The 14,617-nt window shown below is 65.9% G+C and carries 11 protein-coding genes and 1 pseudogene; 5 read left to right on the top strand and 7 right to left on the bottom strand.

Going from position 1 to position 14,617, the window contains the following annotated elements:
• Positions 1-102 precede the first annotated feature (102 nt).
• Positions 103-1,155, bottom strand: coding sequence for an AraC-like transcriptional regulator QhpR (gene qhpR, locus LN139_RS09580; RefSeq protein ID WP_236359690.1), 1,053 nt, complete (start codon positions 1,153-1,155; stop codon positions 103-105).
• 323 nt (positions 1,156-1,478) lie between these two features.
• On the opposite strand from qhpR, the gene eat reads away from it, so the two are divergent.
• The 4 genes from eat to LN139_RS09560 all read left to right on the top strand — a co-directional run bounded on the left by eat (position 1,479) and on the right by LN139_RS09560 (position 6,921).
• Entirely contained in the window at positions 1,479-2,840 is a 1,362-nt protein-coding gene (eat, locus tag LN139_RS09575) for an ethanolamine permease (protein WP_236359689.1), read from the top strand.
• Positions 2,841-2,843: 3 nt separating this feature from the next.
• Positions 2,844-4,238: an ethanolamine ammonia-lyase subunit EutB gene (locus tag LN139_RS09570; protein ID WP_236359688.1), complete on the top strand. Its 1,395-nt coding sequence runs from the start codon at positions 2,844-2,846 to the stop codon at positions 4,236-4,238.
• A 9-nt stretch (positions 4,239-4,247) separates the two neighbouring features.
• A complete protein-coding gene (eutC, locus tag LN139_RS09565; protein WP_236359687.1) occupies positions 4,248-5,066 on the top strand; it encodes an ethanolamine ammonia-lyase subunit EutC in 819 nt (272 codons plus the stop codon).
• 211 nt (positions 5,067-5,277) lie between these two features.
• Positions 5,278-6,921, top strand: coding sequence for an acetolactate synthase large subunit (locus tag LN139_RS09560; RefSeq protein ID WP_236359686.1), 1,644 nt, complete (start codon positions 5,278-5,280; stop codon positions 6,919-6,921).
• A gap of 93 nt (positions 6,922-7,014) precedes the next feature.
• Here LN139_RS09560 and aroQ read toward each other — a convergent pair whose 3' ends face one another.
• The 4 genes and pseudogenes from aroQ to LN139_RS09540 form a co-directional block, all read right to left on the bottom strand.
• A complete protein-coding gene (gene aroQ / locus LN139_RS09555) occupies positions 7,015-7,452 on the bottom strand; it encodes a type II 3-dehydroquinate dehydratase (protein ID WP_236359685.1) in 438 nt (145 codons plus the stop codon).
• 21 nt (positions 7,453-7,473) lie between these two features.
• Positions 7,474-7,791: a hypothetical protein gene (locus LN139_RS09550; protein WP_236359684.1), complete on the bottom strand. Its 318-nt coding sequence runs from the start codon at positions 7,789-7,791 to the stop codon at positions 7,474-7,476.
• Between the two features lie 97 nt (positions 7,792-7,888).
• A pseudogene (locus LN139_RS09545) lies at positions 7,889-9,894 on the bottom strand (mechanosensitive ion channel family protein).
• Between the two features lie 356 nt (positions 9,895-10,250).
• Positions 10,251-11,888, bottom strand: a complete 1,638-nt coding sequence (locus tag LN139_RS09540) for a tannase/feruloyl esterase family alpha/beta hydrolase (RefSeq protein ID WP_236359683.1) — start codon at positions 11,886-11,888, stop codon at positions 10,251-10,253.
• Between the two features lie 173 nt (positions 11,889-12,061).
• Here LN139_RS09540 and LN139_RS09535 point away from each other — a divergent pair, with 173 nt between their 5' ends.
• A complete protein-coding gene (locus LN139_RS09535) occupies positions 12,062-12,967 on the top strand; it encodes a LysR family transcriptional regulator (RefSeq protein ID WP_236359682.1) in 906 nt (301 codons plus the stop codon).
• A gap of 4 nt (positions 12,968-12,971) precedes the next feature.
• On the opposite strand, the gene LN139_RS09530 is transcribed toward LN139_RS09535, so the two are convergent.
• Both LN139_RS09530 and LN139_RS09525 read right to left on the bottom strand, forming a co-directional pair.
• Complete coding sequence (locus LN139_RS09530; RefSeq protein ID WP_236359681.1) at positions 12,972-13,787, bottom strand: amino acid ABC transporter permease; 816 nt, start codon at positions 13,785-13,787, stop codon at positions 12,972-12,974.
• Positions 13,784-14,605, bottom strand: a complete 822-nt coding sequence (locus tag LN139_RS09525) for an ABC transporter substrate-binding protein (protein ID WP_236359680.1) — start codon at positions 14,603-14,605, stop codon at positions 13,784-13,786. The genes LN139_RS09530 and LN139_RS09525 overlap by 4 nt, the downstream gene beginning before the upstream one ends.
• Between the last annotated feature and the right edge of the window lie 12 nt (positions 14,606-14,617).

Below are 14,617 nucleotides of genomic sequence, written 5' to 3'. Positions count from 1 at the left end.
TCCCACTTGTCAGATTCAATCCACTTGGCAGGCTCCACCCACTGGGCAGATGCCACTGATCTTGAGGTGGGAGGGCGGCTTGCCGCGCGACGCTCGGCGGCCTCAACCCTGAACGCTGCGCCACTGCCGGGGGCTGACACCGAACCAACGACGGAAGGCTCGGGAGAATGCGCTGGTTTCCGAGTAGCCCAGCAGCGGGGCCAGTTCGCTGATGCTCAGGCTCTGTTCGCGCAGATGCCGCAGTGCCAGGTCGCGCCGTACCTGTTCCACCAGTTGGCTGAAGCACAGCCCGTGCTCACGCAGGCGGCGCTGCAGCGTGGCCTCACCCAGCCTCAATTGGCAGGCCACGCGTTCCAGGCTGGGCTCGCCCAGGTGCAGCGCATGGCGCAGCGCATCGCTGGCCTGGGCCAGCAGGTCCGGGCCGCCGGCCAGGCCACTGAGCTGGCGCAGGCTGTCCTTTACCAGCATCAGCAAAACCGGGTCACGGCCGGGCATCATCCGCCCGGCCAGGTCCTGCTTGGCGATCATCAGGCTGTTGCAGGCCTGGCCGAAGTGAACGGGCGCATCGAACAGCTCGCGGTGCGCCTGCCAGTCGGCCGGTCGGCGGTGCTCGAAGTGCACCTCGCGGGGCGCCCAACCCTGGCCCAGCACGTGGCGCATCAGGTTGGCAGCCATGCCCAAGGTCAGCTCGGCGTCCTGGCGGCGGGCGTCGATGCCGGGCTGGCGCACCTGATAGTCGAAGCGGTAGCTCTCGCCCTGGTCTACCAGCTCGATCAGCGTGTGGTGCTGATGCAGCGGAAAGGCCTCGGCGAAATTCACCAGGGCTTCTTCGAGCGTGCCCGAACACAGCCCCACATAACCGAGCAGGCCCAGTGCCTGGGGCTTGAATTGCTGGCCGTAGTGCAGGCCGAAGTTGTCGCAGCCGGTCTGCCGGGCTGCTTCTTCCATCACCTGGCAGTAATTGGCCAGGTTCAGCGACAGCGTGGGGCTGCGCAGCTGTTCAGGGTCGATGCCGGCATGGCCGAACACCCTGTCCAGGTCGCCACCGTGCTGGGTGATGAACCCCTCCAGGCCACTGGCAGCAGCCGCCAGCACGCCCTGATTGGTGCCAGCGGCGCTGAGTGAAGATCCGGGGTGGGCCAGGTTTTGCAGCATCGTGGTGTTCGCCGAGTGCTAGTGTATGAAATTGTTTCAAGCAAACACCGTACCTTTTTCATGCAGAGCCAGCGCCAGAGGCGCGAAGCGCACGGGCGGCTCGCTCAGCGGCGTTACCGATGTACTCATCGACAGGTGGAATCTACTCGCAGGCAGGGCCGAAATGGTGCAACGCCCTACGGCGTGCCCCATGCTGGCACCGGGCTTTCAAACTTGACCGCAGCGGCCTGGTTGCGTATTCGGCGGTCAAGTCTTGCGGGTTTTTTCGTGGTTATCCTGCCGCCATACCCCCGGACCGGGGCTACCTGATGACGAGGTGTCAGATGACCGCGACAACACTCAAACCGACCTTGGGCACCCTGCATCTGTGGGGGCTGGCCGTGGGCCTGGTGATTTCCGGTGAGTATTTCGGCTGGAGCTATGGCTGGGGCGCCGCAGGCACCCTGGGCTTTCTGGTTTCGACCCTGCTGGTGGCGGTGATGTACACCTGCTTCATCTTCAGCTATACCGAGCTCACCACCGCCATCCCCCATGCCGGTGGCCCCTTCGCCTACAGCCTGCGCGCCTTCGGCCCGGGCGGTGCCACGGTCGCGGGCCTGGCGACCTTGATCGAGTTCGTGTTCGCGCCCCCGGCCATCGCCATGGCCATCGGCGCCTACCTCAACGTGCAGTTCCCCGACCTCAGCCCCAGCATGGCGGCGGTGGGGGCGTACCTGATCTTCATGACGCTCAACATCGTCGGCGTGAACATCGCCGCCACCTTCGAGCTGGTGGTGACGGTGCTGGCGGTGATCGAGCTGCTGGTGTTCATGGGCGTGGTAGCGCCGGGCTTCAGCTTCAGCAACTTCGTGCTCGGCGGCTGGTCGGGCAGTGACACATTCGGCCCTGAGGCCATCTCCGGCATTTTCGCCGCCATTCCCTTCGCCATCTGGTTCTTCCTGGCCATCGAGGGGGCGGCCATGGCCGCCGAAGAAGCGCGCGATCCCAAGCGCACCATTCCGCGTGCCTACATCGCCGGCATCCTGACCTTGGTGACCCTTGCCCTGGGGGTGATGATCTTCGCCGGCGGCGTCGGCGACTGGCGGGCGCTTTCGAACATCAACGACCCGCTGCCACAGGCGATGAAAACCGTGGTGGGCAACAACTCGGCGTGGATGCACATGCTGGTGTGGATCGGTCTGTTCGGCCTGGTGGCGAGCTTTCACGGCATCATCCTGGGCTATTCGCGGCAGTTCTTCGCGCTGGCCCGGGCGGGCTTTTTGCCACCAGCGCTGGCCAAGCTTTCACGCTTCCAGACCCCGCACCGCGCCATCCTGGCCGGCGGCGTGGTGGGCATCGCGGCCGTGCTCAGCGATGGTGCGGTAAACCTGCAAGGCATGACGCTGACCGCCGCAATGATCACCATGTCGGTGTTCGGGGCTATCGTGATGTACATCATGAGCATGCTCAGCCTGTTCAAGCTGCGCCGCAGCGAGCCGAACCTTGAGCGCAGCTTCCGCGCCCCGGGTTACCCGATCGTGCCGGGCATCGCCCTGGCACTGGCGGTGGTGTGCCTGATCGCGATGGTCTGGTTCAACCCCACCATCACCGTGATTTTCGCCGCGCTGATGGCCGTGGGCGCGGTGTTCTCGAAACTGGTGCGCAGCCGCACCAACCCAAGCGAACGACTGGCAACGGAGGTATGACCGATGGCCGGCTTCACCCAGGTAGCAGGTGGGCACCACTGGCGCTTCGAGGATTTGCGTGAGCTGATGGCCAAGGCCAGCCCGGCCCGGTCGGGCGACTGCCTGGCCGGTATCGCGGCGCAGTCCGATGCCGAGCGCGCCGCCGCGCAGATGGCACTGGCCGACGTGCCGCTCAAGCGCTTCCTTGAAGAGGCGCTGGTCCCCTACGAAGCGGATGAGGTGACCCGGCTGATCATCGACAGCCATGACCGCGCCGCGTTTGCCCCGGTCAGCCACCTGACCGTGGGCAGCTTTCGCGATTGGCTGCTGGGCGAGCAGGCTACCGAGCAGAGCCTGCGCGCGCTTGCGCCGGGCCTGACTCCGGAGATGGCGGCAGCGGTGTCGAAGATCATGCGGGTGCAGGACCTGGTGCTGGTGGCGCAGAAGATCCGCGTGGTCACCGCGTTTCGCAACACCGTGGGCCTGCGCGGGCGCATGAGCACCCGGTTGCAGCCCAACCATCCGACCGACGCCGCCGCCGGCATCGCCGCCAGCGTGCTCGACGGCCTGCTGTACGGCAACGGCGATGCCATGATCGGCATCAACCCGGCCACCGACAGCCTGGGCGCCATCGGCGAGCTGCTGAAGATGCTCGACGGGGTGATCCAGCGTTACGGCATTCCCACCCAATCCTGCGTGCTCACTCACGTCACCTCGTCGATTGCTGCCATCGAACGCGGCCTGCCGCTGGACCTGGTGTTCCAGTCTATCGCCGGCACCCAGGCGGCCAACGAAAGCTTCGGTATCAGCCTGAGCGTGCTGCAGGAGGGCTACGAGGCAGGCCTGAGCCTCAAGCGCGGCACCGTGGGGCAGAACCTGATGTATTTCGAGACCGGGCAGGGCAGTGCGCTGTCGGCCAACGCCCACCATGGCGTCGACCAGCAAACCTGCGAGGCCCGCGCCTACGCTGTGGCGCGGCACTTCAACCCGTTCCTGGTCAACACCGTGGTCGGCTTCATCGGCCCGGAGTACCTCTACAACGGCAAGCAGATCATCCGCGCCGGCCTTGAGGACCACTTCTGCGGCAAGCTGCTCGGCGTGCCGATGGGCTGCGACATCTGCTACACCAACCACGCCGAAGCCGACCAGGACGACATGGACATGCTCCTGACGCTGCTGGGCGTGGCCGGCATCAATTTCATCATGGGCATCCCGGGCTCGGACGATGTGATGCTCAACTACCAGACCACCTCGTTCCACGATGCGCTGTATGCGCGCCAGGCGCTGGGCCTGAAACCCGCACCTGAATTCGAAGCCTGGCTGGCCCATACCGGGATCCTGCGCCAGGACGGCGGCCGCCTGCAGCTGGGCCGTGATGTACCGCCGGCGTTTCGCCCGGCCCTTGCCCATTTGGGATGAGCACTGCCTATGCACGACGACGACCATGACACCCCTGCGCGGCCCGACCCCTGGCAGGCCCTGCGCCGGCTCACGCCCGCGCGCATCGCGCTGGGCCGCGCCGGCACCAGCCTGCCGACCGCCGCGCAGCTGGATTTTCAGTACGCCCACGCCCAGGCGCGCGACGCCGTGCACGTGCCGCTCGACGCCGATGCCGTGGGCAAAGCGCTTGAGGCCAAGGGCTTCGAGGTGTTGCCACTGCACAGCGCCGCCGCCGACCGGCACACCTACCTGCAACGCCCGGACCTGGGCCGCCGGCTGGATGACGCCAGCGCCGCACGGCTAGACGAGTGGGCGGCCGAACACCCGGAGGGCTACGATCTCGCCCTGGTGGTGGCCGATGGGCTGTCGTCGCTTGCCATCGAGCGCCACGGGCAGGTGATGGTGGAACGCATCAGCGAATTGGCCCGTGCCGAAGGCTGGCGCCTGGCGCCGGTCAGCCTGGTGCGGCAGAGCCGAGTGGCGTTGGGCGATGACGTCGGCCAGCGGCTCAAGGCACGCATGGTGGTGGTGCTGATCGGCGAACGCCCCGGCCTGAGTTCGCCGGACAGCCTGGGCCTGTACTTCACCTACGCGCCGCGCGTGGGCCTGACCGACGCTGCGCGCAACTGCATTTCCAATGTGCGCCTGGAGGGCATGAGCTACGCCATGGCCAGCCACACCTTGCTGTACCTGATGCGCCAGGCCTGGCAGCGCCAGCTGAGCGGGGTGAACCTCAAGGACGAAGCCCAGGTGCCGACCCTCGAAGGCGAACCCCGGGTGGGGAACTTTCTGCTCGATGGGCAGTAAGTGTTTGTGGCACGGCCGTGACTTTCTCCAGGCCGCTGGCGTCGAGAATTCTGTAGCCGGCCAACGCCTGCGCTACAGGCATCGCCAAGAGCCTGTAGCACGGGCGCTGCACGCCGCTGCCGTTCGTGGCCGTTTCGCCTGCGCGAGGCGGCCCACACCGCTCTCACGGGAGGGCGGTGAACCCTCAGTGAACTTCGAGGTAACGAGGAAGATGGCCAAGGCCGCCGATGTAGTGGTGCAGTGTCTGGAAAACGAAGGCGTCGAGTACGTGTTCGGCATCCCGGGCGAGGAGAACCTCGATCTGCTGGAATCGCTGCGCAAGTCGCAGATCAAGCTGGTCCTGACCCGTCACGAGCAATCCGCGGGCTTCATGGCCGCGACCTATGGCCGCCTGACCGGCAAGACCGGCGTGAGCCTGTCGACCCTGGGGCCTGGCGCCACCAACCTGGTCACCGCTGGCGCCTATGCGTATCTGGGCGGCATGCCGATGATGATGATCACCGGCCAGAAGCCGATCAAGAAGTCCAAGCAGGGCCGCTTCCAGATCATCGACGTGTGCGGAATGATGGACCCCATCACCAAGTACACCCACCAGCTCGCCTCGGCCGACAACATCCCGGCGCGCATGCGTGAAGCCTTCCGCCTGGCCGAAGAAGAAAAGCCCGGTGCCGTGCACCTGGAGCTGCCTGAAGACATCGCCGCCGACCAGACCGACGCGATGCCGATCCCGCGCAGCCTGCACCGCCGCCCGCTGGCCGAGCACCGCGCCATCGAAGCGACCGTCGAAAAGCTGAAAAAGGCCCGCAGCCCGATCCTGGTGATCGGCGCCGGCGCCAACCGCAAGATGACCGCCAAGGTTCTCAAGCAACTGATCGACAAGACCGGCATCCCGTTCGTGACCACGCAGATGGGTAAAGGCGTGGTCGACGAGCGCCACGAGCGCTTCCTCGGCAACGCCGCGCTGTCGGCCGGTGACTTCGTGCACCGCGCAGTGGAAGCGGCCGACCTGATCATCAACATCGGCCACGACGTGATCGAGAAGCCGCCGTTCTTCATGGTCCGCGGCGGCACCGAAGTCATCCACGTAAGCTTCCGCTCGGCCGAAGTGGACGCGGTGTACTTCCCGCAGATCGAAGTGATCGGCGACATCGCCAACTCCGTCTGGCAGATCAGCGAAGCTTTGGGCGACACCGCCCATTGGGACTTCAGCCGCCTGCTGCAGGTGCGTGAAGCCAACGAAGCGCAGATCATCGAAGGCGCCGACGACGACCGTTTCCCGATCTACCCGCAGCGCATGGTTGCCGACATCCGCCGCGCGCTGCCGTCCGAAGGCATCGTGGCGCTGGACAACGGCATCTACAAGATCTGGTTCGCCCGCAACTACAAGGCGCACAAGCCCAACACCGTGCTGCTCGACAACGCGCTGGCGACCATGGGCGCAGGCCTGCCATCGGCCATGGCCTCGCACCTGGTGTACCCGGACCGCCCGGTGATCGCCGTGTGCGGCGACGGTGGCTTCATGATGAACAGCCAGGAGCTGGAAACCGCCGTTCGCCTGAAGATGAACCTGGTGGTGGTGATCCTGCGTGACGACGGCTACGGCATGATCCGCTGGAAGCAGTCGAACATGGGCTTCACCGACTTCGGCCTGGACTACGGCAACCCGGACTTCGTGATGTACGCCCAGAGCTACGGTGCCCATGGCCACCGTGTCGAGAGCGCCGAAGGCTTCCTGCCGCTGCTGCAGGACTGCCTGAAAACCCCAGGTGTGCACGTGATCGACTGCCCGGTGGATTACTCGGAGAATGACTTCATTCTCAACACTGAGCTCAAGCGCCGCAGCGCGCTGGTCTGAGCAACGCTGCCGTGCCTGCACCGCTCAAGGCGCAGGCATGAAAAAGGCGGCGGCCTCGTCAGGGGCCGCCGCCTTCTTTTTTGGGCGTTCGGTTCACTTGAGCAACTTGGCGAAATGGTCGATCGCAAGCGTGTAGCCGTGCGTGCCGAACCCCGCAATCACACCTACCGCAATCAGCGACACGTAGGAGTGGTGGCGAAAGCTCTCGCGCTTGTGCACGTTGGAGATGTGCACTTCCAGCACCGGCACTTCAGCTGCAGCAAAAGCATCATGAATGGCAACGGACGTGTGAGTCCAGGCGCCGGGGTTGATGACGATGCCGTCTACCGTGCCACGCGCGGCGTGAATCCAGTCGATCATCTGGCCTTCATGGTTGGTCTGCCGGCACTCGGCCTCCAGGCCATGTGCCTTGGCGGCGGCCACGCACATGGCTTCGACATCGGCCAGGGTTTCGCTGCCGTAGGTAGCAGGCTCACGCAGGCCGAGCATGTTCAGGTTGGGGCCGTTCAAAACGAGCAGGCGTTTAGCCATGGGCTTTTTTGTCCTTGGAATTCAGGCAGAAGGTGGAGTGCGGCGATAGAAGGCGGCGGCAACCAGCGCCGCCAGCAGGCCCCAGGCCAGGCCATCGAGCCACCACCAGGCGGTGGCGCCGAGGCGGGCGAGGGCGCCGTGATGAAACCAGCTGGAAATGTGCGAACCGGGCAGTTGCAGCAGCTCGAGCGCGCCTTGTTGCCAGGCGAGCACCCCGCACGGCGGCGCTTCGCCCATGCAGAACGTTACGCTCGCTTGCAGCGCGCGGGCCAGGAGCATGTCGGCGGCGCAGGCGGCCACGGCAATCAGCAGCAAGTGCACAGCGCGGCGGTTCGGCATCGGTCAGGCTCAGGGAATAAAGTGCCCGGCAGCATACCCCAGCCCAATCCCGCGCGAAACTGCGCAGCGGGGCGGGGTGTGCGCTGATCGCACCGCATCATTGCGGGCGCGGCGCCATCAGGTACTGGGCGAAACTGACGTTGTCCACTTCATCGACCTTCTTCTTCAGCCGCTCGTTGAATGCCCGGCCTACGCCGTACTGGCCGCCGGAGGTCGTGCGGAACTGCGCGGTGAGGGTGATGCCGTTGAGGTCCATCTTGTCGACGCCGAACACCTGGAACGGCCCCTGCAGGCTGCTGCTCAGCAGAATGTCCTTTTCGATGTCGTCGGCGGTTTCGCGAATCAGCCGCAGGGCGGTGTCGATGTCGCTGTCGTAGGTTACCTGCACCGAGAAGAACGCATAGGCGAACTGCCGTGACTGGTTGGTGACCGCCTTGATCTGCCCGAACGGCACCGAATGCACGAAGCCCTTGCCGTCGCGCAGGCGCAGGGTGCGGATGGTCAGGCTCTCGACGGTGCCGGCATGGCCGGAGTCCAGCACCACCCAGTCGCCGATGGCGATGGTGTCTTCGATCAGGATGAACAGGCCGGTGATCACGTCCTGCACCAGTTGCTGCGAGCCGAAACCGATGGCCAGGCCGACCACACCGGCACCGGCCAGCAACGGCGCGACGTTGATGCCAAGGTTGGCCATGGTGGTGATCACGCAGATCACCACCAGCACGATCTTGGCGGCATTGCGCAGCATCGGCAGGATGGTCTTGACCCGGGTGCTGGGCTGGCGGCTGGCACGCTTGCCGACGGCGGGCTTGAGGGCTTCCTGAATAGCCGTGTCGATCACCACCCACAGCAGCCAGGTGACCAGCAGGATCAGGCCGATGGCGCTGAGCGAATCGCTGATGGCGCGGCCGATCGAGTTGCTGGCGGCGAACTTGAGTACCGAGAACCCCCAGATACGTGACAACAACTCGATGAAGGCCACCGCGATGGCGACCCGGGCCAAGGCGTGCGCCAGGCTGCGCACCAGTTCAAGGTACGGCCGCGTGTGCTCCAGGTCGGTGGCGCTGTGCGGGCGCAGCAGGTGATGGGCGAGGGTGCTGAGGAACACCGCGCCCACCAGCAGAACGGTGGTCATCAAGGCGCGTTGCAGGGCCTGCTGGCTCTCTTCGCCCGCGCCGATCAGGTGCACCATCGACACCAGGATCATCAGCAGGATCGGCAAATACCACAGCGCGGAGAAAATGCGCAGGGTTTCCTGCACGGCGCGGTGCTGGTGGCGCGTGCGGTAGTTGCGGTTGCGGATCAGGTGCGCCACTGGCCTGCGCATGCGCAGCACCAGCGCCGCGAACAGCAGGGTGGCGGCCAGGCCGCAGAACACCGCCAGGCTGTCGGTGAGGTTGCCGCCCAGTTGGCGGGCGATCTGCGGGCTGGTCAGTGCGTCGCCCAAGGCCGCGAAGAAGCCGATCAGGAACAACTGCCGCGGTGCGTGCTGGCGCAGCACCCGCACCGCAGCGCGCTTGTGGCCGGCGTCGAACAGGGTGATGACGCACATCACCATCGAGGTTGAGAAAATCCCGCTGCCGGTGGCGTAGGCCAGCGACAGGGCCAGCGCCCTGGCGGGTGAAAAGGCCAGGTGGTGGGCCACGCTCAGGGTGATCGGCAGTGCCAGCAAGGCCGGGGCGGTGAAGCGCAGCAGATAGCCGAACACGTCGTGCAGGCGCTGGCGCTGCCTGAACAGCCGTAAGCGCCCGGCCCGCCCCACAAGGTGCGCGCCAGCAGGTGCAGCACGGCGAAGCTGCCGATCCAGCACGCACTCAGGATGAGGAAGTCGCGGGTCAGCCACAGGCCGTCGTTGGCGTCGTGCTGGTCCAGCAACTTGCCGGCCTCATCGGCCGCGCGGTCGGTGCGCAGGCGCCAGGTGTCGACCAGGCTGTCGTTGAGGTTCAGTGAATCCTGCAGGTTGTCCAGGCTTGAGCCCAGGGTGCCGAGCAGGCCGCCTTGCACCAGAGGCTCGGGTGGCTTTTCGGGTGCGGCTGCAGGGGTGGCGGCGTTGAGGTTCAGGCTCAGTAAAGTGAGCAGTAACAACAGGCACAGGCGTGGCACGGGTCGGGCTCCAGCGTTGGGAATGCTTGGCACAGAGGGGTTGGGCTGGTGGTATCGGGCGCTTCGGCGCACTCCAACCGCAGCGGCGCAATCAGCTAGAGTCTCAATCGCTCGGCAAGTTCGGTGTGGCGAGCCTATTGATGCAGGCGCTGAACATTTCAGGGGCTGCCGAGCTGCCCGTCGCCGTTGCCCGTCGCCGTTGCACGTCGCCCGGCGAGCCGGCCTCCCACCAGATGATCTGTATAGCGCCAGTGAATTCGGCAAGCCGCCCTTCCACTGCAGCTATACCGTTCACAGGGTCAGGAGGCCGGCTCGCCGGGCGACGTGCAACGGGCGACGTGCAACGGGCGACGTACTTACAACCCTGCTGCCTCCAAAGGCGCGGCCTGGCAAATGAAGCTATCCGCGTGGTCGATATCCCCACCCTGGTACTTCGCCACCTGCGGCCACGGGCACAGCGGCCGTGTGCGGGTCAGCCGTTCACCTTCATAAGCCGCCGCCACCAGCGTGGCTGGTGCCTGCCCGGCGCTGACCCAGCTGTCCAGCGAGCCGATCACGTCGCTCTCCGGTGCGCCCTCGGCAGGTGCTTTCCAGTCGACCTGGCCGAATTCGTCAGGGCCGGTGCCGCCGGCGCAGTGGTCCATGCCCGGCACCAGGTACAGGCGGCTGAACGCCTCGGTATTGGCGCTGCCCATGGTGGTGTGCAGCTTGCGGTAATAGTCCACCGAACTCTGGGCGAAGATATTGGCATCGCGCAGGCCGTGAAACAGGATCAGCTTGCCGCCCGCGCGCATGAACGGCCCCAGGTCGGGCCGGCTGGGCGCCAGTGGGGCGTAGGCGGCCAGCGCCGCCTGCGCGTCAGTGTCGAAGTTGAAGCTCGACCAGCGCTCGGCACGCCAGCCAGGCCCCAGCACCAGCGTGAGCGGGCCGGGGCTGGCGTCGACGATGGAGGTGCCAGTGCTCAGGTGGGCAATGCGTGCCCGCGCGCCGCCAGCGTTCTCGGCGCCAGCAGGGAACACCGGGTAGTAACGCTGGCCACTGCGCGGGTTCACGGGGCCGTTGCGCAATGCCGCCAGTGCATCGAGCTGCGGGCGGGTCAGGCACTGGTCGGTTTCGCTGCCCTGGCAAAGCAATGGCTCAAGGTTCACCGAACATCGAGCCGGGTCGTCGATCTGCCCATCGGCCAGGCCATCGCGTGCATCGCACTGTTTCAGCACCGCCGCTTCGATGGCCGGCAACTTGTTCGCACCGATGGCCGCAGCGGCGGAAACGTGGGTTTGCGCGTAGCTGAAGCCTTGAAACAGCCCGGCGCCAGCAAAGTCGATACCCGGTGCGCCGGCGACGATGCCGTTGTAGTCGGTGGGGTAATTGAGGGCTTCGGTCATCGCCTCGAAGCCGCCACTGGAGCAGCCCGCGAACAGCGCGTAGCGAGGCGCCCGCTGGTAGAACTCGGCGGTCACCGCCTTGCCCAGCACGGTCATCTGGTGGATGGCGCGCTGGTGGTAGTTTTCGACCCGCTGGGGGTCGCCGGCCATCTGGATGAACCCGGTGTCGGCGTGGGTGCCCACGTCGGTGTTGGCCACCGCATAGCCGCGGCTCAGTCCATTGGCCAGCGCGCTGTAGACGATGCGCCCGGCGAAACCGCCATTGCCGGTGCCGAGAAAGCGCCCGTTCCAGGCGTGGCCCACCGGCAGCCAGACTTCATGATTGATGCTCGCGCCCAACGCAGGCGTGGTGGTCAGGCGCACACGGCAGAACGGCGTGCTGAAGTTGGCCGGCACCGCACGAAAATCCGCAGCGCTGGCCGAGGCGACGAACGCGGCGGCGGTGACCTGGCCTTGTTCCAGCTTGAACGAGGTAAGGGCGGCGCAGGCCTGCGCATCGGCCAGCCAGGCCAGCTCCGGGGCCTGGGTGACGGCGACTTTGGCAGTGCTTGAAACGCAGGCGATGGCCAGGGCCAGCGACGCCATCGCCGGCAGGGCAACGTGCTTCATCGATGCCCTCCGGCGGCGAGTGAACGGGTAGGTGTGTTTACCCTGAATCGGCGTGGCGCGGGGTTTCTTGAACGGGCCCGCTGGCCGCTGCGCTGGGAGGGTGGTGCATTGTGCATTTTCTTCGAAACATAAAAAATACCCGCCCCGCTCACCGCGCCTGTGCCGAGAACCGAATGCTTCGCCTGGATGATGTGCAGATCTTCGTGCTCGCCGCCGAACAAGGCAGCTTCTCCAACGCTGCGCGGCAACTGAACATTGCCCCGGGCCTTGCCAGCAGCTCGGTGATGCGGCTCGAAGCGGCGCTTGGCGCGCGGCTGTTCGACCGTTCCACCCGCAGCATGCAGCTGTCGGAGGAGGGCGAGCGTTACCTGCCGCATGCCCGCGCCATGCTCGAAGCCCAGCGCGGCGGCCAGCAAGCCCTGGCCAGCGGGCACAGCGCGCTCAGCGGCCCGCTGCGGCTGTCGGCGCCGTCGGACCTGGGCCGCAACGTAGTGCTGCCCTGGCTCGACGACTTCCAGCAACAGCATCCTGGTGTGTCGCTGCAATTGCGCTTGAGCGACCGCGCCGCCGACTTGCTGCGCCAGCCACTGGATGTGGCGCTGCGCTACGGAGCATTGAGCGACTCTTCGCTGGTGGCGCTGCCGCTGGCCGAGCACAACCGCCGGGTGCTCTGCGCGTCGCCCGAGTATCTGGCCCGGCACGGCCGCCCGGCGCAGGTCGAGGATCTGAAACAGCACAACTGCCTGCGCTTCATCTGGGGCGAGCAGGTGCACGAGCGCTGGCGCTTCACCTTGCCGGAGGGCGAGCGTGTGGTTGTCGTGGCCGGCGACCGGGTGAGCGACGATGCCGACGCCGTGCGCCGCTGGGGCGTGAGTGGCTTCGGGGTGGTCTACAAGTCCAGGCTGGATGTGATCGATGACCTGCGCGCCGGGCGGCTGGTCGAGCTGTTGCCGGCTGAGCACTGCGAGCCGGCGCCGTTGAACCTCATCTGCGCGCACCGTAGCCGGCTCACCCCGCTGGTGGTGCGCTTGCGGGAGTTTCTGCAGGCGCGCTGCACAGCACTGCTGGCAGAGCCTTGAGCGCTCAGCGCCGGTAAGCGCGCGCGTAGCGCCGTTCAAGCCTGGCTTGCACCCACTCCAGCAGCATCGACAACAGCCAGTAGATCACCGCTGCGGTGGTGAGCATTTCCAGATAGCGGTAGCTGGAGCGGCCGTAGGACTGCGCCAGGAACATCACCTCCCAGACCCCCATCACCGAAATCAGCGACGAGTCCTTGAGCATGGAAATGAACTGGTTGGCGGTGGGCGGGATGATCACGCGCATCGCCTGCGGCAGGACGATGGCGGTGAATACCTGCGGTGGGCGCAGCCCCATGGCCAATGCGGCTTCCCGTTGCCCATGCGCAACGCCGATGATCCCGGCGCGGAAGATTTCCGACAGGTAAGCGCCGTAGTTCAGCGACAGCGCCACCACGCCTGCGCTGATCGCACCCGGCACCAGCCCGACCTGGGGTAGGCCCAGATAGATGAGCAGGATCTGGATCAGCAGCGGCGTGCCGCGAAAGAACGAGGTGTAGAAACTGGCCACCCCTTGCAACACCGCACTGGGCGACAGCCGCGCCAAAGCCGCTGCGAACCCTAATACCACCGAAAGCAGCATCGCGCAGGCGCACACGAACAACGTCAGCGCAGCGCCCTGCAAGAAGCCCTGAGGGCTCAGGCGCAGGCCGGCGAGGTTGGGGAGTTTTTCCAGAATGATCGAGAACTTGAGATCGAAACTCAGGAAAAAGCCGACGAAAATGGCCAGCATCACCAGCCAGGTCAAATACAGCCGGGTACGAAAGCCCGGCCAGCCCAGGCGCCTGGCAGCGGCGCTGGGCAAAGGTTCGTGAGCACTCATTTGCTGATGTCGGCACCGATCCACTTTTGCGAGAGCCGGGCCAGGGTGCCGTCAGCTTTGAGCTGCGCAAAAACCTCGCGTACCTTGGCGTCCCATTGCGGGTCGCCCTTTTCGATGGCCACCGCGTTGGGCTCTTCGTACAGCGCAGCGCCGGCCAGCTTGAAGCGTGTGTCCTGCTTCAGGCGCGGCTGGGCGGTGACCAGGTTGGTCAGCACCGCATCCAGGCGCACGCCTGCGCCGAGCGCCAGGTCCTGGAACGCAACGTTGTCGGTGTCGTAAGGCACGGCCTGCACCGCCTCGAAGGGGTAGTCGATCTTCTGCTGTTCAGCGCCTTCGATCACCAGGTTCTTGTTCAGGTAACTCTCATAGCTGGAGGCGCTGGTCAGGCCGACCTTCAGCCCGTTCAGGTCCTTGGCTCCATGGATGCGGTCGTCCTTGGCGTTCACCACGATCACCGCGGGCGACGCGTAGTAGGTCACCGGAAAATCGAACACCTGCGCGCGCGCCTGGCTGGGGGTCATCGAGCAAATGCAGATGTCGTAGCGCCCGCTCCAGTGGCCGGCTGCGATCACGTCCCAGGAAGGGGTTTCCAGGCGCAGCTTGACGCCCAGTTTCTCGGCCACGGCCTTGGCGACATCGACGTCGAAGCCATCGAGCTGGTTCTGCTCGTTAAGAAATGAAAACGGCGGGTAGCTCTCCATCAGCACGTTGACCAGCTCTTTATGCGACTCGACTCGGTCAAGGGTGGTGCCAGCGATGGCATGGGAAAAGGCGGTCAGGGCCAGCAAGCCCGTAGCCAGGGCAGCGAATGGACGCATGGGAGCTCTCTA

Origin of the sequence: Pseudomonas sp. KNUC1026, assembly GCF_021650705.1 — a bacterium.
Taxonomy (GTDB): Bacteria; Pseudomonadota; Gammaproteobacteria; order Pseudomonadales; family Pseudomonadaceae; genus Aquipseudomonas.
Note: the sequence above shows the minus strand (reverse complement) of the source record. Positions and strands in the feature narration are given on the sequence as shown.